This window comes from Chryseobacterium sediminis, assembly GCF_008386505.1.
In the GTDB taxonomy this organism is placed as follows: domain Bacteria; phylum Bacteroidota; class Bacteroidia; order Flavobacteriales; family Weeksellaceae; genus Chryseobacterium; species Chryseobacterium sediminis.
On sequence record NZ_VUNZ01000001.1, the window covers coordinates 1136636 to 1156800 of the forward strand.

General features: G+C 34.2%; 17 protein-coding genes. 10 read left to right on the top strand and 7 right to left on the bottom strand.

The annotated features are described in order from the left end of the window. Positions 1-8: 8 nt before the first annotated feature. Both FW780_RS05295 and FW780_RS05300 read left to right on the top strand, forming a co-directional pair. Positions 9-3014, top strand: a complete 3006-nt coding sequence (locus FW780_RS05295) for a reprolysin-like metallopeptidase (RefSeq protein WP_149832533.1) — start codon at positions 9-11, stop codon at positions 3012-3014. 551 nt (positions 3015-3565) lie between these two features. Next, complete coding sequence (locus FW780_RS05300; RefSeq protein WP_149832534.1) at positions 3566-4801, top strand: PKD domain-containing protein; 1236 nt, start codon at positions 3566-3568, stop codon at positions 4799-4801. 56 nt (positions 4802-4857) lie between these two features. Here FW780_RS05300 and FW780_RS05305 read toward each other — a convergent pair whose 3' ends face one another. Next, positions 4858-5187 carry a helix-turn-helix domain-containing protein gene (locus FW780_RS05305; protein WP_149832535.1) on the bottom strand — a complete coding sequence of 110 codons (330 nt, stop codon included), beginning with the start codon at positions 5185-5187 and terminating at the stop codon, positions 4858-4860. A 135-nt stretch (positions 5188-5322) separates the two neighbouring features. Next, positions 5323-6756: a tetratricopeptide repeat protein gene (locus FW780_RS05310; protein WP_149832536.1), complete on the bottom strand. Its 1434-nt coding sequence runs from the start codon at positions 6754-6756 to the stop codon at positions 5323-5325. A 584-nt stretch (positions 6757-7340) separates the two neighbouring features. On the opposite strand from FW780_RS05310, the gene FW780_RS05315 reads away from it, so the two are divergent. The 6 genes from FW780_RS05315 (at position 7341) to FW780_RS05340 (ending at position 12398) form a co-directional block, all read left to right on the top strand. Continuing rightward, complete coding sequence (locus FW780_RS05315) at positions 7341-8039, top strand: hypothetical protein (RefSeq protein WP_149832537.1); 699 nt, start codon at positions 7341-7343, stop codon at positions 8037-8039. Positions 8040-8131: 92 nt separating this feature from the next. Next, a complete protein-coding gene (locus tag FW780_RS05320) occupies positions 8132-8554 on the top strand; it encodes a transposase (RefSeq protein WP_149833814.1) in 423 nt (140 codons plus the stop codon). Positions 8555-8854: 300 nt separating this feature from the next. Further along, positions 8855-9442 carry a TetR/AcrR family transcriptional regulator gene (locus FW780_RS05325; protein WP_149832538.1) on the top strand — a complete coding sequence of 196 codons (588 nt, stop codon included), beginning with the start codon at positions 8855-8857 and terminating at the stop codon, positions 9440-9442. 94 nt (positions 9443-9536) lie between these two features. Beyond that, positions 9537-10343, top strand: coding sequence for an SDR family NAD(P)-dependent oxidoreductase (locus FW780_RS05330; RefSeq protein WP_149832539.1), 807 nt, complete (start codon positions 9537-9539; stop codon positions 10341-10343). A gap of 253 nt (positions 10344-10596) precedes the next feature. Continuing rightward, positions 10597-11895, top strand: a complete 1299-nt coding sequence (locus FW780_RS05335; protein ID WP_149832540.1) for an epoxide hydrolase family protein — start codon at positions 10597-10599, stop codon at positions 11893-11895. A 44-nt stretch (positions 11896-11939) separates the two neighbouring features. Further along, positions 11940-12398, top strand: a complete 459-nt coding sequence (locus FW780_RS05340) for an organic hydroperoxide resistance protein (RefSeq protein ID WP_149832541.1) — start codon at positions 11940-11942, stop codon at positions 12396-12398. Positions 12399-12817: 419 nt separating this feature from the next. Here FW780_RS05340 and FW780_RS05345 read toward each other — a convergent pair whose 3' ends face one another. From FW780_RS05345 to FW780_RS05360, 4 genes are all read right to left on the bottom strand, one after another. Beyond that, positions 12818-13147 (bottom strand): helix-turn-helix domain-containing protein, encoded by a 330-nt coding sequence (locus FW780_RS05345; protein WP_149832542.1) that lies wholly within the window; start codon positions 13145-13147, stop codon positions 12818-12820. Then, the gene (locus FW780_RS05350; protein ID WP_149832543.1) at positions 13123-13542 is read right to left on the bottom strand and encodes a transposase; all 420 of its coding nucleotides are present in this window, start codon (positions 13540-13542) and stop codon (positions 13123-13125) included. Before FW780_RS05350 ends, FW780_RS05345 begins: the two co-directional genes overlap by 25 nt. A 42-nt stretch (positions 13543-13584) precedes the next feature. Next, positions 13585-14010, bottom strand: coding sequence for a hypothetical protein (locus FW780_RS05355; RefSeq protein WP_149832544.1), 426 nt, complete (start codon positions 14008-14010; stop codon positions 13585-13587). Between the two features lie 150 nt (positions 14011-14160). Continuing rightward, positions 14161-15048, bottom strand: a complete 888-nt coding sequence (locus FW780_RS05360; protein WP_149832545.1) for a hypothetical protein — start codon at positions 15046-15048, stop codon at positions 14161-14163. 865 nt (positions 15049-15913) lie between these two features. Here FW780_RS05360 and FW780_RS05365 point away from each other — a divergent pair. Then, positions 15914-18907 (top strand): ligand-binding sensor domain-containing protein, encoded by a 2994-nt coding sequence (locus FW780_RS05365; protein ID WP_149832546.1) that lies wholly within the window; start codon positions 15914-15916, stop codon positions 18905-18907. Beyond that, entirely contained in the window at positions 18900-19538 is a 639-nt protein-coding gene (locus tag FW780_RS05370; protein WP_149832547.1) for a response regulator transcription factor, read from the top strand. Before FW780_RS05365 ends, FW780_RS05370 begins: the two co-directional genes overlap by 8 nt. 101 nt (positions 19539-19639) lie before the next feature. On the opposite strand, the gene FW780_RS05375 is transcribed toward FW780_RS05370, so the two are convergent. Beyond that, complete coding sequence (locus FW780_RS05375) at positions 19640-20161, bottom strand: ankyrin repeat domain-containing protein (protein WP_149832548.1); 522 nt, start codon at positions 20159-20161, stop codon at positions 19640-19642. Positions 20162-20165 lie beyond the last annotated feature (4 nt).

Sequence of the window (20165 nt, forward strand, 5' to 3'; positions counted from 1 at the left end):
TTTTCAACATGAGAAAAACTCTATTATCATTATTCCTGGTATCAGGTTTCTGTCTTTCTAATGCCCAGAGATGGGAGCCTTCTTCACAGAAAGTTTCAGAGATCAGAAGGGAAGTAAAAATCCAGTATGCTTATAAAACTGATATTAATACATTAATTCAGCTGTTAAAAAATGCTGAGGAAACAGGTCCTACAGCAAAGTCTGTCACTATACAATTACCCACTGCTGAAGGAAAGATTGAAAAGTTTGCTGTATACAGCAATCCTGTGATGGAAAAATCATTAATGGAAAAATACGGACTAGGCTCTTATGTAGGGGTCGGGATAGATGATCCTTCCAAATATATAAGATTCAGTACATCCCCTAACGAAATACAGTCCATGATCATCAAAGATGGTGTATTTCAGTTCATTGAACCTATTACGACAGATAAAAAAACGTATGGAGTATTTTATAAGACTCAAAGAACAGACTCCGAACATGGCTTTAGCTGCAGCATGGAAGGAAACAAAGGGAAGGATATTAAATTTTTAAAAAATACCGGAAAAAATAAACTTCCGGGGATTGACATTACAGGAAGACCTGCTGCTTCTAGATATAGAACCTATAGGCTGGCTCTGTCTGCAACGGGTGAATACACACAACTGTTTGGAGGTGTTGCCGGGGCTCTTGCTCAGATGAATAATACCATGACCCGAGTAAATGGTGTTTTTGAAAAAGAATTTGCAATTCATCTTACTATACAAAATCTTCCCAATATCATTTTCGCGAACTCTGCTAATGATCCTTATACAGATGACCTGAATAGTCAGCTGCAACAAACCCTAACTGCTCAGGTAGGGGATGCCAATTATGATATAGGACACGTCTTTAATGCTGCCGGAGGAGATGGAAATGCTGGATGTATAGGATGTATATGTACTGACCCAACAGCAGCAGAACCATTAGGTAAAGGTTCTGGATATACACAAAATGGCAATCCTGTGGGAGATACTTTTGATATTGATTATGTAGCCCATGAGATGGGACATCAGCTTGGAGGTAACCATACATTTTCTACCGTTACGGAAGGTTCAGGAGTTAATATAGAACCTGGAGGAGGAACAACGATCATGGCTTATGCCGGAATTACCGCCAATAATGTACAAATGAACAGTGATGCTTATTTCCATTATTCATCTATCAATCAGATCCTCAACAACCTTGAAGGTAAACCAGCTTGCGGAGTTGCCGAAAATATTGCCAACAATAATGCACCCGTTATTGCTCCGCTTATTTCCTATAATATTCCTAAAGGGACAGCATATTACCTGGATGCCAATGCAGTAGATGCCGAAGGGGATCAGTTCACATATAATTGGGAACAATATGACAGCGTAGGCTCTACCAGTTCAATCTCAGGAGACAGCGGCTGGGGGTTCAATCCTGAAGGATCACTTACACGTTCTTTCCCTGCAGTGGCTTCCGGCAGAAGATATTTCCCAAGTCTGCCTATTGTTATGAGCGGTAAATTGACCAATAAAGACACCTGGGAAACAGTTTCATACATCCCAAGAGTGTTACATTATGCTGTATCTGTAAGGGATAATAACCCGAACAGGCCATTGAATATTTCAGCAGAAAATACAGTGACAGTAGGAAACGATGGCCCGTTCAAATTCAAAGGACTGAGTAATTCTTCTGTTCTGTATAATAATGCATCCAATACCATTTCATGGGATGTGGCAAATACAAATCTTGCCCCATACAACACAGCCAATGTAAAGATTGAATATACAACCGATCTGAATAACGGAGCAGCATGGACAGAACTGGTGGCTTCAACTCCTAATGATGGAAGTTTTGAAATGCAGATGCCTGCAGCTCTTCAGGGAAATATTAAACTGAGAATTTCAGCGGTTGGAAATGTATTTTATGCTGTTTCCCCTACAATAACCGTAGGAAGCGCACCAGCTTCTGTAAATAATGCTCCTACAGGAATCGCAGCATTTGACAATGACATTTTAAAAACCTCAGCAACCGTTTCATGGAATCATGTCCCGGGAGCTACTTATTCTGTCAATTACAGAAAAACAGGAACAGCCAATTGGTCTAATGCAGCCAGTGCAACAAATTCAGTTTTGTTGAATAACCTTGAGGATGAAACGTCTTATGACGTAAGTGTAGCATCAGTTATTAATAATGTTGCCGGAGCATTCTCTCCTACTTACAATTTTAAAACCAAAGGTTTACGCACAGGATATGATTACTGTCTGATGACTACCGGAGGGAATACGCTTAACACTTCTCTTTTCAGCGGTATACAAAAGATAGCTTTATCTAATGTTGATTTAACAGCTAACTCAAGTGTAGTTCAGCATGCTTATAAAGATTATTCGGAAGACCCAGCAAAATTAATTCAGCTTACTCAGGGCGCTCAATATACTTTAAATTATATCGTTCACGCCAACCGTGCAGGAGGAAATTATCAGGATTGGATACAGGTATGGATTGATTATAACCGAAACGGAATATTTGAAAACTCAGAAAGAATAGGTTTTAATGGAGCTGCTCCCAATGCCAATAAAAAACATCAGGGCAACTTTGTATTTTCAGTTCCGGCAAATGCCTACAATGGAGATAAGACATTAAGAATGAGAGTTGCAAGTGGCTTTTTCAATGCATCAGCTGATGCGTGTACAAGCCCTTTTGTTAATGTGAATGGAGGCGGTGTTCTTTCTAGTGGTTCGGTATGGGATTTCTCTGTAAAGATAGCTGCTGCCCTTGGAGCTAAGGAATCCGTTCAGCCAACATCAGATATCGGGATCTATCCTAATCCGGCAGACACCTTTGTAGAAGTAAGAAATATGAAAGGTAAAGCTGATTACAAAATCTACAGTGCAGACGGAAGATTGGTTCAGGAAGGAAAACTTGACGGACAAAGAATTAATGTTACTTCTCTGATAAAAGGAATGTATGTGATCACCATCAAAGATGACAAGAATACCTACAATACAAAATTAATAAAAAAATAGTGTAATAAATTAGTATACCCTGTACCTGCAGGACAAACCTTATTCCTGTAGGTACTTTTCTTCAACATCTTAAAAAAAATATAGCCCAGTCAATAACACATTATAAAACAAAAATCTCAAACAAAGTAAATAAATTAACATTTTCATTAAAATACCTTTAATACTGTACCTGCAGCATAGATTGGGTTTCCTGCAGGTGCTTTTCAAATCAGTATTAAAGCACATTTCATAAGTAAATCATTTTTAATCATCCTTAGTATGTGTATCTGCAGTATACCTTATTTCTGCAGATACCATTTTAAAAGGTTAATAAAAAGTAACTCATAGCAATATCGTAAATTAACAAAAAAGAATACATGTAAATTAACATCTTTAATCATCGTTTGTATTGTGTACCTGTAGTGTGAGTGGTTCTCTACAGGTACCTTTTTAAAAAACATGAATATCAAACCTGTGAGTAATTTTTTACATTCAATAAAATATAAGAAAAGTTCAATGCTTTATTCTTAAAAGAATTATTTTAATTTACAATTCAAAAAAACAGAAATAATATGCTAAAAAAACTACTTCTTCTGATATGTACTGGTTTTTCAGTCTTATCTTTCTGCCAATCCGATGAGGTTCTGTTTATAGGAAACAGTGTCACGTATTTTAATGACATGCCTGAAATTTTCAAAAATATAGCGGCTTCAAAAGGTAAAAATGTTTCCATAACGACCCATACTCCGGGAGGAACCGGATTTGTTAATCATGTAGATGATCCTACACTGTACCAAAAAATAAAATCAAAAAACTATAAATATGTTATCATGCAGCCCGGAACTGGTGAATCTGCAGGTCATTCTTATCCTGTTTCAGTGACAGCAGAACGTGGCCGTAAGATTAGGGATTCCATCCGAAAATACAGCCCATGTTCCAAAATTTTCTTATATGAAATTCCGTATGGAGTACCATCGGCTAATGAGTATAACGTCTATTTTACTTTTCAGCAGAAAATAAAGGATTCCGTTACTAAGATGTCTAACCTGATGCAGGTAGAAATGGTTCCTGCCGGAGAATCTGCAAGGAATTATTACAACTCTTCTCCGGATCTTGCCCTTCATGGATCTTACAATGACATTCATCCGGGGCCTAAAGGAAGTTATCTTGTGGCAGCTTCTATGTATTCTGCAATTTTCCAGGATCATGTTTTTCCTTCTACTTTCTACAATGGACTGCCTCAAAACACTGCTGAAAATTTTCAGAATATTGCAGATCAGGTTTTTTTTAATAATCCTGCCCAGTGGAACAGTAATGTATTTCATCTTCATTCGGATTTCACAGCGGGCATTAACGGAACAACAGTAAACTTTACCAATCATTCCGCAAATTACACTTCAGTATTGTGGAATTTTGGAGACGGTATAACAGATCCTTCATTGAATCCGGTTCATCAATATGCGTCTCCCGGAACTTATACCGTTTCCCTGACTGTAAATAAAAACGCCTGTGCTGAAACCTATAATAAAATAATTACTATTAGCTCCCTTGGAACTATGGATCAGCAAGTACAGCCTGAACTTACATTTTACCCCAACCCTGTTACAGATTTTTGTTATATCAGGAGTAAGGAGAAAATTAAGAATATCACCATTTATGACATGGCACAAAGAAAGATTAATGATTTGAAAAACCTTCATGTTCATGATATAAAATTAGATTTTTCAACATATAGCAAAGGAGGCTATATCATCAGTATTCTTTATGAAAGCGAACATAGAGAAAGTATTAGTATCATAGTTAAATAATTAAAGAACTGAAAAAAATCAGGCTGTCTCAAAAACCGAGGCAGCCTGATTGTGTATTAAACCTGAAATTGTTTTTTCCATTTGGTAACCGTATTACGGCTCAGTTTAAAATACCTTGCTAACTGACTATTATTAAGATTATTATTTTTCTGATAATCCAGAATTTCAAGAATTGCTGATTTGTCATAAGAACGATGCCTTTGATTTTCAAATTCGGTTTTCTTATCCGCTTTCGGAAAAATAATATCATTAATGGCAATAACATCTTTCACTGAAAATATGGGCTTAGATAATAGGGATTCACATTGTTCTTTTTTCCCCGGATATCTCAATCGCAAGATATCTTCATATATCTTTTTATAATCAGGAGTTTTTGTTTTTTGCATAGATATTTATATTGTTTTTTGAGGTCACAAAGCTGCTATTTTTTGCTTCATCAAACAAAAAAAGAAATATGACTTAGGTATGACATATAAAGAAAGTTGCGTGCCTGTTTTTTTTTGTGTTATTTCACTCTCCTATTATTGGGTATAGGTATTTTTCATCCATAGGTAAATATCCTCATCGGATGGAATTCTTAACCTTTTACGAATACGATTTTTTCTGGTTTGTACAGATTGAGGCTGAACAAAAGTATAGGTTGCAATGTCTTTAGTAGAGAAATTAAGAAATAACAGGGCGCAAAATTTCAGTTCTGTACTCTGCAGCTGAGGTTCTATTTTCATTAAGTTTGGAAAAAAATTGGGATATACTTCCTGAAATCGGGTAAGAAATTCAGGATCGTTATTTTTAGCCAGCTGAATGACTTCTTCAAAAGCAAAATTCAGTTTCTGATTAAGTTCCTGAGCTTCTTTTTCTTTTATGTTTAGTACTCTATTTTTGTTTTTGATCCTTTTATGTACAAAAAAGATGATAATAATTGCACCCACAGATCCTATAAGTATAACGTATATTAAAAGGTGGGTTTGATGCTCCAAAGGTCTCTTTTTTTCATCTACAAGAAGGCCTACAGTATCTTCCAGATTTTCATCATCTATCCTCTTTAAGCTATCGTTAAGACTATTATATTTAAGCTCATATCTATTTCCGGTATCTATCTGGCCGGTTTTTTCATATGACTTGGCTATTAAACGGTATAACTCTGATAATTTTTTGAAATTCTTTGCATTTCCGGCAAGCTTTATTGCCTTTTCATAATCTATAATTGCGGAATCATATTGCTTTCTCGCATCATGAATTTGTCCCCAAAGCTTTAATGTTGCAAAATCATTATTCCCCCACCCGATTGGTACAGATTGAGCGGATCTAATATAAATCTCAGCAGAATCAATCTTGTTTTCGTTGAGTTTTGTTTCAGCTAAAAGTAACATGGCTGCTTTTAAGCTTGTATTCATACCCGCATCCATTTTTTTGGATTTCTTCAATTCATCAACAATCCTCTTTCCATAATAAGCAGCAGAGTCATATTGCTTTTTCTCAAAATAATTTTTCCCTATCTGCACGAGGATCATTCCTTTTATAGCACATTTGGTAGAATCATTTTTTAAGCCATTGGCCATCACAAGATCCTTCTTTAGTTTTTTCAGAGCTTCGTCATACATTTTAATTCCTCTGTAATTAATACTGTATAATATATTCATGGAAATTTCCTGATCTTCAGCTTCCGAATTTTTAAATTCTGGTTCCATCATCTTTAAGAAGTAATTGCTTTTATTATACTTGTATTGCATAGAAAAAGCAAGGGCTAAATTATAATATGCAGACAATTTACCTTCTGCATAATTAATATGCTTAGCATCATCAAGTATCGAAAGATTCAATTTGACCATTTCATCTGTCTGCCCTTCAATAAGAAGAGCGTTAGATTTCTCCAGTCTTTTTTCAATTGTTTTGGTAGTAATTTTAGACTGTGCAAAAAGCAATAAAGGAAAAAACAAAAAGATAAATTTCATCATATAGTAAGTGAGCGTGTAATAATTTATACATATAACAAATATAACAGTAAAACAAAACCAAATTAAAATAAAACAAATGATTTAATTATTAAAAAATCAACAATAATAAAAAAAATCAACATCCAATTAATAACAATACAAGAACTACTGCCTATTGTAAGAGCAATGATAAAATATTTAAAGAAAAAAGAAACCAATATGGACACGACATAGGTATGACACAGATATGACATAGAGGATTATTGTTGTTTTTAGCTTGTTTATCAGGGATATAATTTCATCGTCAGGAAAACGTCCATATCATTATTAAAATCTTGTATTCTAAACCCAAAATTATAAACACATTTTATACATGATGACAGAATAGATCATAAATAAAAAGCAAGTATCTGATTAAATATAACATCTGATTATCAGAAATTTAAAACCATGTCATAGCCATGTCATAGATGAAATTTTGCACCATATACAGCTACGAATGTAATATTGTGACAACAAAATGTATCCAATTGATTTACAGCACATGCAACTTACATACCTGTGAATCTTAGGTGAAAAAAACAACATAAAAAATCTTTACATCTATGAAAAAATTATTATTACCCATTGTTCTGTTAACCTCATTGAATGCGTATTCACAGGTTGGGATGAATACTTCAACCCCCAGCGCTACACTTGATGTAGTGAGCAAAGGAACAACAAGTACTACAAAAGCTTTAGAGATTAATGACAGCACTAATAAAGAGCTAGTCAGCATATCTGATGATGGATCTGTACGCCTGGAAAATTATAAAAATTTCAGTTTATTAGGAACTGATACTAATGGTAATCTGGTAAACGGGACAACAGCAAGTATTCCTTCTATAGTAGGAATTGCCACAGGAATTACCTCAACCAGTGATCTTTCTGCCAATACAGAGGCTAAATACACTTTTACTACTGATAAAATCAATGCTGCAAACTTATCATATAGCTCAGGGAATTTTACCGTATTGAAAGCAGGATATTATGGTATTTTACTTTACACAAAAAAGAATGTTGGCATGAACTTTCCTAATACAGGAGGAACAGTACAAACCTTTATAAAGAAAACGGCTTCTAGTACTACAACTGAACTTTCGGTAAATCAAAGTAGCTTAACTGACAATCTTACTTTTGAAGCAAATACTATAGGAGTGACTGCTTATTTTAATGTCGGTGAAATAATAAGTTGCAGAGCTAACTATACAAGACCTCACAGATTAACTACAGCTTCATTGAGTATTGTATATTATGGTACTTAATATATAAGCTGAACCATAAAATATTTATTTTTCAAATTATAAAAACCACTTTTGCCCTATTACAAAAGTGGTTTTATCCCAATTCTTTTATGATGCTTTTTAAAGATATCCACATCGGTGAATTGATACAAAAACGTGTGAAAGAAACTGGCTTTTCTTCAGACAGACTCCTGAACTTTATGCAATGTAGCCATAACGAACTTTCAGAAATGTATAAAAGTAAATCTCTGGATGCAGAGGTTCTTCTTAAATGGAGCAAGCTCTTAACATATGATTTTTTCAGGATCTATTCTCAACATCTTTTACTCTATTCACCTCCTTTATCTTCGGATTATTATCAAAAATCAAAACAGGAAAAAACACAGCTTCCGGAGTTCAGAAAAAATATTTATACCGTAGAAATGATTGATTTTATTCTAAACCTTTTAAAAACAAATGAAAAAACAAAACAACAAATAATAGAAGATTACAAAATCCCAAAAACTACTTTATACAAATGGATCAAAAAATACTGACCCGCCTCCCTGAGTTCTCATAAATCAAAATTTAGTTGCTGTATACATTATAATATCCCTCTATTGAATGTATGTTACCCTTTTTAATCTTTGTTATAAACTTACGATTCTATAACACAAATGGAAAATGAGTTACTTAAGGATTTTAGTCAAGCCTCTGAATAGAGGCTTTTTTATCATCACAAACACAAATTTCTCAGCACTTTTTATTACTAGTCTAATTCTTTTTTAAAAAAATATAAAAAAGTTTTGTTTTTATGACCAATCGGTCATATATTTGCATTGTTATTTAGACACATCATGGCAAAAGGAGAAGAAACCAGACAGTTCATTATAGAAAAAGCAGCACCTATTTTTAATACAAAAGGGATTGCAGCTACTTCTATGAGTGATATTATGGAAGCGACCAAGTTGTCTAAAGGCAGTATGTATGTTCACTTTGAAAATAAAGACGTTCTTGCCTGTGCAGCTGTTGAACATAACATGAAGCTATTAAGTGACAAGCTCCAAAAAGTTTTGAGCGGACATAAAACCTCTGAAGAGCAATTATTGGCTTATATTGATTTTTTTAGTGATCCCAATCACCCACCGGTAGTCGGAGGCTGTCCTTTATTAAATTTTGGAATGGAAGCTGATGACACCAATCCTGTAGTTAAAGAAAAGGTAAACCGTGCCATTAAACAGGGGCAGGAATTACTTTCCGGTATTATAGAGAAGGGAATTGCCAATAAAGAATTCAGAGCAGACTGGAATCCGACCGATTTTGCAACAGTTCTTTTTGCAATGCTTGAAGGAGGTCATTTGATGTCCAGAATGTCTGGTAAAAATGATAGAATGAAGGTTATTGGCAATAGCCTGAAAAAAATGATAGAAGAAAAAAAAGTGTAATTTTTTTTATTAAAAATATGACCGATCGGTCATTTAAAATAAATAGAAGACTTTAAAAAGTATAATCATAACAATTAATTAAAAAACAAAAAAAATGTCAAAAACAGTTTTAATTACAGGTGCATCAAAAGGTTTCGGAAGAGCATGGGCAGAAGCATTTTTAGCAAAAGGATACAAAGTAGCGGCAACAGCCAGAAATGTAGAAACACTTCATGATTTAAAAGAAAAGTATGGGGATTCTGTATTGCCTTTAACATTAGATGTAGACAAACGGGAAGAATCTTTGGCTGTAGCTCAGAAGGTAAACCAGCACTTCGGCAGTATTGATATCCTGATCAATAATGCAGGATACGCGCTAACAGGAGCAATTGAAGAAACAAATGAGCAGGAAGCAAGGGCACAGTTTGAGACCAATTTCTTTGGAACTTTATGGCTTACACAGGCAGTACTTCCCATCATGAGAGATCAAAAAAGCGGGCATATTATTCAGGTATCTTCTATTCTGGGATTGGCAACTTTACCCACAATGGGACTTTACAATGCTTCTAAATTTGCACTGGAAGGACTAAGCGAAACTCTGGCTACGGAAGTGAAAGAATTCGGTATTCATGTTACTTTGGTAGAACCTAATGGTTATGCATCCAATATCTGGCATACAGGAATTAATACCCAAAGCAATCCTGTTTATGATGGTCTTAAAAAAGCCTTTTCGGAGGCTGAAACTTCTTTCGGAAGTGTAGAAGCTACAGTACCGGCATTGATAAAATTAGCAGAAACGGAAAATCCTCCATTGCGTTTATTACTTGGGAAAGTAGCATTGCCATTTGTAAAACATAATTATGAACAGCGTTTAAAAGTCTGGAAAGAATGGAATGATGTATCCGTAGAAGCCCACGGATAATTTTCTAAAGAATACAACCATAAAATAAGCTCCGTTTTTATAAGAACGGAGCTTATTTTTTATCCTTTTTTGGATTGAACAGCTTAGCTTTTCCTTCATCATTATTCCATTTTCCTGTTCACCACCTGTAATGTCTATTTCGCTGCAAAATATGACTGTTTGAACAAATTACCTGTTCAGCAACCGTTTTTCAGGACCTAATTTTGTCTCATCAAAAAAGAAAAACAGATTTAAAATCTAAAACAATAAAGCAATGAAAACAACAATTTCGACCATCCTGTTAGCAGCAACTTTTATTCTAAGTACTCCTGCAGTCTTCAAAGCACAAGCTAATACTATTCATACTGCATCGTCAACAACTGACACGAGTATCCGTCCTTTTCACATCAATATCCCGCAATCTCAGCTGGATGAACTTAAAAGAAGAATCTCCGAAACCCGTTTTCCGGATAAAGAAACGGTAAAAGATGCTTCCCAGGGAATTCAGCTCGCTCAGTTAAAAGAACTGATTACCTATTGGGGGAATGATTATGACTGGAGAAAAGTGGAGAATAAATTGAATGCACTTCCACAATTTGTAACAAAAATTGACGGAATTGATATTCAGTTTATCCACGTCCGTTCCAAAGAATCCAATGCAATGCCGGTGATTCTTACTCATGGCTGGCCGGGTTCTCCTCTTGAATTTATTGATGCCATAGGTCCTCTGACAGATCCCGTGAAATACGGAGGAAAAGCAAGTGATGCATTTGATGTGATCATTCCAGCCATCCCTGGATATGGTTTTTCAGAAATTCCAACTGAACTTGGCTGGAATCCTGACCGTGTTGCCCGTGCATGGGATGTATTAATGAAAAGACTTGGCTACAAAAAGTATGTTTCCGAAGGTGGTGACCACGGCTCTGTAGTATCTGATGCTTTAGCAAAGCAAGCTCCTTCTGGTCTTTTAGGAATTCACCTTACGATGCCGGCTACTATTCCTGCAGAACTTGTAAAACCTATCAACGCAGGTGATCCTGCTCCTACCGGACTTTCTGCTTCAGAAACACAAGCATATAATGCGATGAGTACTTTCTTTGGAAGAAATGCCGCGTATGGAGGAATGATGGTAACGCGTCCGCAGACGACAGGATATTTACTTTCTGATTCTCCAACTGCTTTAGCTTCATTCCTGTACGAGAAAATCGCTGAATGGAGTGAAAGTAACCTTCATCCGGAAAATGTAATAGGCCGTGATGCAATTTTGGATGACATTACCCTTTACTGGCTTACCAATACAGGAGCATCTTCTTCCCGTTTCTATTGGGAAAACAACAAAAACAACTTCAGTGCTGATGCTCAGAAGACGAAAGATATTAAAGTTCCTGTAGCTATTTCGGTATTCCCTCACGAAATTTATCAGGCTCCCGAAAGCTGGTCAAAACGTGCCTACCCTACTTTATATTATTATCACAAAGCATCAAAAGGCGGACATTTTGCAGCCTGGGAACAGCCACAGGTCTTTACGGAAGAGCTTAGAGCAGCTTTCAAAGATTTAAGAAAAAAACTTTAATAACAGATCAATCAACAATATTGTTCAATCTAAATAATAAAAATATGGAATTAAATACCATTCAGGAAGTAGAAAATACAACAGTAGTTAACATCAGTAAAGTGTTGTATTCCGGTAACGTTGTAGTAACCGGAGGCCGTAACGGGGAAGCAAAAAGCAGTGACGGAAAACTGGATATTGAACTGACCTCTCCCGGAGCAAAAGGAAACGGAACCAATCCGGAACAGTTATTAGCAGCAGGATGGTCTGCTTGCTTTATTGGAGCTATGCATTTGGGTGCTGTAAAAACGGGAGTTAATCTTCCTTCAAATCTGTCTGTCAATACTTCAGTAGATCTGGCGGCTAATGATGATGGATTTTTTCTACAGGCTCATTTACAGGTTATTTTACCGGGTCTTCCCATAGATGAAGCCAGAAAAGTAGTGGAAACGGCTCATGCAACGTGTCCTTATTCAAAAGCAACCCGTGGAAATATCAATGTGAAGATAGATGTTGTGGTATAGTTATCAGAATGTTTTATAACATTTTGACTGAAAATCTTCCTTGCTTTTGGTAAGGAAGTTTTTTTTAATGAAAAGGGAAATATTCAAAACGCAAATGAAATACCTAGAAAGAAAATAATCTCTCTAGATATTTCATCCTTAGTCTTTAGAATCGATATTAATTAAATGCGATTATAAATTTAATTTAATCATTAATGTGTCTCCAAAGGTCCAATAATTAAGATAAAAGACAAAACAGATCCCGTAAACATTCTAAGCTTATTCTGTAAAAAGAAATCTCAGGTATTGTAGATAAAATACTACTCAATGCTGTTATAGAACCAAAAAAAAGAGCATATCTACAATAAGATATACTCTAAAAACTTAGAAAAAAACAAAATATAAACAACATTACTTTAGTGGAAAATATGTTCTTCTCTTTATATTAAAAATGTACGTTTCCATTTAGTCACCGTATTTCTGCTCAGCTTAAAATGACTGGCCAATTGGGTATTATTTAATCTGTGTTTTTTCTGATAATCGAGGATTTCAAAAATAGTCTGTTTATCATAGGATTTAAATTTTTGACTTTCAGATAATTCATCAAAAATGATTGTATTGATTTTCAGCACATCAGATACAGACAGACTGTTCTTAGATAAAAATCCTTTTACATATTCTCTTTTATCAGGACATTTGGCCTCAATAAAATCATGATAAATCTGTTTATAATTGGGGCCGGCATTTATGATCTGTATTTGCTTATCCATTTATTGAGTGTTGATTTTGGAATTCTATATTGATTCATGATTTCTGAAGGGGTCATCTGCTTATTTTTCAGAAGTTCCAGCATAAAATCTATAATCTCTTTGGTATATAAATTTTTCCGGAATTGAGGCAGCTGAGACTGTTTCTCTTTTTTATTAGGGCCGGAAGACGGAGCATATAAAATCAAATGATTGGAATACAGTCGGAAAAAATCATATTCAAGCAGTTTACACCATTTTAAAAGTACATCTGCTTCTACAGATTTTTGAGAATACATATCTGTAATTTCCTTTTCTGTTTTCTGCAGGAATTTACAGATTCTGGTTATTTCTATTTCTTCTTCCTTTACTCTTTTATACAGCAGATCTCCGATATGAATATCTTTTAAATTTTCCATCCTATATTAATTTATTTACTGTTCAAAACATCATTATCTCCTTCAGGAAATAACCTCCTGATCTTTCATGGTCATATTTTTTTTAATATCTATGAAAAGTAAATTCACCTGATTTTCATTGCAAAAAGTAATATCAATATCCATTCTTAATACCTTTCCAGAAGAATTTGAGAATAGAACAACCAGATATTTTTTTAGAATACTCTCCTTGATTTTGATATTTAAGATTTTGCTGTGTGGCATTTCAAAACGAGGTTTTTTACCTGCTGAAAGCCATTGATAACTTTTTATGGAAAGGATCTCCCCGGAATTTTCGTATTCAAAGATGAATCTGTTTTTTAGTTTCCCGTATAGCAATATCAAAAGAGTAATAAAAATAAACAACATTGAAAGCAAATGATAATCAAAGAATCTAAGCGTAATGATAGTTCCTAGGAGTAAAACAATTACCACCAGCTGAAAAATCATATGATTAATTACTTTTTTCTTATTGCTTATTTTCATTGAACTCTCAAATTGTGAAGATTGTTATGTTAATATATTGCTTTATAAAAAAGTGGTCTGAATTCAAATGGCGGAATATTTCTACTCCGCTCATTTTAAAATGTAATTAAAAATTTAATTCTTGTAAAAACTATATCCTGTAGACTGTACTCCCCAGTTTTGCAAAAAAGCAAGGTCTGTAATGTTAGCACGGGAAGAGAGATTCTCAATTCCATATAACAGTTCAACTTTGTATTCTGAATCAGGGTCAACATCAATACCTGATCCGTCACCTACGCTATAATTGGCATACAGGAAGTATCTGAAATTGGCATTGGTAGCACCTCCAGTAGCATAAAGATTTCCTGAACTGTCGTAAGCTGCTGCTGCACCAAAATATGGTGAAATCTGGGAAGTTTGCATTACCACTGTTACTGTATTCTGTGGTGTCCAGACATCAGGATTGGTTCCTGTTTTTTTATAAAGTCTGGCATAAGCCCTGCTGTTAAAGAATACAGGAAGTTTAATTTGTCCTGTTCCTCCTTCAATAGCACGTTGAGAAAATGGGCCTAAATCATTATAATTCATTTCAAACCATAATCCCCATGATACTGTTCCTCTACGTATAGAACTTTGGGGGAATTTTAACGTAATTGAAGAGTTGGGCACTACCCAGCAATCACTAGCAGCTATTTGAGGTGAACCACCATTCTGTGTAACATTTTTTATAGATCCTAAATCTACATTTTGAGCTAAATTCTGTCTGATATTACTATCTAAGTTGTAGATAATAAAATCATTAGGACTTACTGGCTTGAATATTCCTATATTTCCGTCTGCATCAGCAACCACAGGAGTTCCTCCGGGAATTAGAGGCAAAGTCCTGGTACGCAACTCTCCATTGATATCTAATGTTTTTGTAGGAGACGTTGTATTGATTCCTACATTTCCGGTTTGTGCAGACACCGTAATGCATAGTCCAAGCATTACCGCTGCTAAGGATGTAATTTTTCTATTTTTCATAACCTTTGGGTTTAATTTTCTGACATTCATTTGTTTGATGTTCATTTTAATTTTAACAGAGGAGAGATGAATCTCCTCTGTATAAATCACCCTGAAATTTCATTTAAAATACGTGGGAACATATTTAACATGTGTTGTTAAATCAGGTAATAAATTGTTGGGACAAAGATCAGATAACCTATAGGGATGGTAAAATAATTATTGTAAAAATAGATGGCTATTATTGTAATTTTAAATTTAAATGTTTGTAGTTTTAAATCGACATTGCTTACTTTTGCCGCCTGTTAATTTTAATAATAATAACTTATTATTTTTATTAAAAACACACACGAAATTTCAACCCACAATCAATGTCCTGCAAAACCTATCTTTTTTTCTATTATTCTGTATACGAATATTTTATAGCCTGCCAACAGCTTCTATTTGGCACAATACAAAACAACGGGCTTCCACAGGATAATGTAGAATTCCAAGGAGGGATATTCATAATTTAACGGCTTACAGTAAAACATCATTTTATTCCAAAAGAAATGCAAGTGCTTTACAAAAAACACCGCTGTTATATCCGGCAGTACCATCTGAATTTTAACAGAGAAAATACGAGCCTCTCCCCTGTCTAAGACACCTTAAAATTTCACTCAAAATACATTGAATAATATAATCAATTGAGAAATAAAGATCAGGCAACTAAACAAATGAGAAAATTATTACTGTAAAAATAAACAACCATGATTGTAATTTTAAATTTAATAGTTTGTAGTTTAAAAATTACACTAGAAGTTCATACAGACTGCTATTTTTTTATAACTTTATAATAATCATCCACTATTTCTGTTAAAAATACAATCCTAATTTTCACTCCACAATGATGTCCTGCAAAATCTATATCTTTCTTCTATTATTCTGTGTACAACTCTTTTATAGCCAGCAGGTAGCTTCTGTATGGTATGATACAGACAATGGGCTTCCACAGAATAGTGTAAAGGATATTACCAAAGATAAGTACGGGTTTATCTGGCTAAGTACAGAAAACGGACTTGTACGCTATGACGGATATAATTTTGTAACCTTTAGTCATCTTAATCTTAAGAATAACAGATTTACTTTCTTTTTTGGGAATGCAGAAAAAGATTCTATTTATAATTTAACAGCTTACTGTGAAAACACCGCTTTAATATCCAAGAGAAATGTAGGAGTTTTACAGAAACAGACCCACTGTATCCGGAAGGTATTGAGTGAAAGCAGGTCACATTTCATCTTTGTAAAAAATAGATTTTTAGAAAAGACCGAACATAGAAAGTATTTTATTTATTTTGATAAAAACAACTACTATCACCTTGCTAATGAAGGCACTATACAATACAGACACAAAAACATTGACCCCATAAAAGGACTGGATCAAAATTATATAGTAGATACCTTCTGTTTTGGACAAAACATTTTCATCATTTCCAGGACGTTAAAAAAGATCATTAAAATATCCGCTGGAAAAGCAACTTATCTGGATGCTCCTGATGCATTTTTTCAAAGTAATACCAAAATATACTGGAGCCAGATCAACAATCAATCTTTTGTCATTCATGATCGTATATTATACAAAGTGACCTATTCCCACAATGTCATCAGCTTAAAAAAGATTGCTGTTTATGATCTCAACAAAAATTCTCTATCCTCTATTTATCTCGATGAGATCAATAATAAGCTATACCTGGGAACCTTATCTGACGGCCTGAATGTGATCAAATTCAATAATTTTCATCTGGTCAACAAATCAGACAGATCTTATGATAATATTTTTTATTCCCAGATGCCTTTTGGACCGGATAAAGTAATTACCTCTTCAGGAGATGTTTATAACGAAAACGGCCTGATAAAACAATATCATTTCAATACCACCAACACCTATTTTTCATTGTATGATAATAAAAAGAATATAATTGTTCAAAAAAATCAATCCCTGCTTCGTTACCTCAACAATACTGATTATTCAAAAAAAGAACAGGTCAGTTTCGGGAAGACTGCATCTTATGTATGGAATATCAAAGGCAATTATGTAATAGCATTTCATCAACCCTCATTAAAAACTCAACTTGTTTTCTATAAGGATGCCAGTTTTAAGAATTCCTTTTTACAACTCTCCGTTTCCAATATTGTGACCTCAATACAGGAATATGATCAGAATAAGTGGATGGTAGGGACCAGAGATGCTTTATATTTCATAGAAGGGCCCTCTTTTATTCCTAAAAAAATATCTGCAAAACCTTTGAATGTAAGGGAAATTGTAAAAACTGATGATGGCAATTTTTGGATTATGACTCAGGGAAACGGCTTTTTTCTTTATAAAAACAAAGAATTAATAAAAATGCCTGAGGATAAGGAAGACTATCTCTTATTTTCACATACGGTCCTTGAAGATAAAAAAGGATTTTTCTGGATCAGTACCAATAACGGGCTATTCAAGGTGCTGAAAAACAATCTTCTGAATTATTCCAGAGATAAAAAATCTCCGGTCTACTATTACCGATACAGTAAAGAAGACGGATTCAATACCAATGAATTCAACGGAGGATGTTCTCCCAGTGCTTCGGTTTTGCAGAACGGCAGCTTTGTGTTTCCTTCGATAAAGGGACTTGTATTTTTTGATCCCAAAAAGATAAGAAGTTATTACCCTCAAAATTTCTTTATGGAACGTGTTGTATTTTATGATTCTAAAAGCAGCATAAAAGAGAATACCATCAATCTGGAGAACAATTTTTATAAAGCTTTGATTTGGATAGATGTACCTTATTATGCCAACCGGGTAAACCTTATGATTGAAGCTAAACTAAAAGGTTCTAAAAATGAGAAATGGGAAAAAGTAAGCAGCGATGGGAAATACTACATCACCAATCTGGAGCCCGGAAAATACCAGCTTATCGTAAGAGTATTAACCTCTCCAAAAGGAAAATATATTTATAAAACACTGAATATTGATGTAAAATACCTATTCTATCAAACATTGCTTTTTAAATTTTCTATCATTTTAATTCTATCGTTCATTTTATTAAAGCTGGTCAAGCTCCGAATAAAAAGACAGGAACTGAAAAAAAGAGAACTGGAAAAAATCATTGAGATAAGAACTCAGAAATTATTAAAAACAGTTTCAAAACTGGAATATACAAAGGAACAGCTCCGAAAAGAAAGTGTTCAGCAGAAAAAATTACTGGAAACAATAAGCCATGATATTATCACCCCTGTAAAATATCTGTCGATTGCCGCGAAGAAGTTATATGAAACAGATGAACATGACCATTACATACAAAAAAAGCACTTTGAAAGCTTTTACAAATCTTCTATAGAGTTCTACAATTTTGTAAAAACCCTGAAGGAGTATGCTGAAATTTATAATATTTCCGAAAAGAAGGAAACTTATAATATTTATGAAGTTATTGAAACCAAAAAGACTCTTTTTCAAGGAGCTGCAAGAGAACAAAACACGCTTATCATTAATAATGTTAAAAACCCTACTTTTTCCCAAATCAATCAGAATGTAGTAGCGGTTATTATTCATAATTTAATAGATAATGCGATAAAAAACACAACAAACGGGATCATAGAACTGTCCACGATTGAAGATGAAAATATCTTTTTTCTGGAAGTAAGAGACACGGGAAAAGGGATGAGCCAGAAACAGATGAAATATTATGAAAAGCTTCAGAATAATATTGAAAATGAAAAACTCATTTTACAAAAATACAGTCTGGGGCTGCATCTTATTCTTCAGCTACTTATGATGATTAATGGTAAAATAGACTTTAAAAACAATACCCCCTATGGAACAATAATATCGATTAAAATAAAAAAACAAAAATATGGATAGGAAAATTATTATCGCTGATGATCATTTTGTAGTGAGATTGGGAACCACTCTCATTTTGGAGTCGCACTACAAAGATGTAAAGATTTCTTACGCTGAATCTTATACAGATCTCACAGATAAACTACTCGTGGAAACATTCAACTTATTAATCCTGGATATCAATATGCCGGAGAGTAAGTATCTGAGTATGATTGGCGAATTAAAAAAAATACAGCCTGACCTTAAAATTCTGGTATTTTCAGTGTATGACAATGATATTGCGGTACAATATATCATTGAAGGGGCCGACGGATATATTAATAAATTATGTGATGAAAATAATATCCTGGAAGCAGTAGAAAACATCTTTGAAACAGGAACTTATTATTCTCCGGATATTGTAAAAAAGCTGGTCTCATCAGTGAAAAAAGAGATCCCTATCAACCCACTTGAAGTTTTATCAGAAAGAGAAAAAGAAATATTTGATCTATTGATAAAAGGATACGGTAATATTGAGATCTCGAATGAGCTGAACCTGCATCTTTCTACAGTAAGCACTTATAAAGCAAGAGTCTACAAAAAACTGAAAATTAAAAACACAGTAGATCTTGTACGGTTAGGAGATAAAAACCAGGCACACAAATACAAATAATCACGAATATTTAATAAACACTAAGATCTAATATTCAAATAAAATCCCCAATATCAGACGATAAAGGGGATTTTTATTTTTAATCAGCAAATAATAATGTATTATTTAACCACTGATTCACCTTGAAGCAATTTCACAGCCTCTTCATTATTTTGCATCAGAGCATGCTGCAGCGCTGTGTTTCCTCTGCTATCTTTTATATTCTTATCAGCTCCATTGTCTATGAGTAGTTTCATGATTTCTGTTCTGCCCAAAACGACTGCATAAATCAAAGCTGTTGCATCATTATAATTTTTGGCATTCATATCTGCTTTAAAGGAAATAAGTAATGAAATCATTTCTTTGTATCCTTTAAAAGTGGCTCCCATTAATGCTGTATTCCCACTTTGATCCTGCAAATCAGGCTTAGCACCATTTTCAAGCAGCCATCTGGCTGCTTTGTAGTGGTTATGGTATACGGCTAAGATTAAGGGAGTATAGCCTTCTGTATTTTTAGAATCAATATCTTTTTTAAATGTAGACATAGCTTCTACATTACCTGTCTTTGCATACGAAAAGATGTCTTGCGCGCTCATTCTGTTCATCGCAAAAAACAGAATGACGGCAGAAATAAAATATCTCATTATT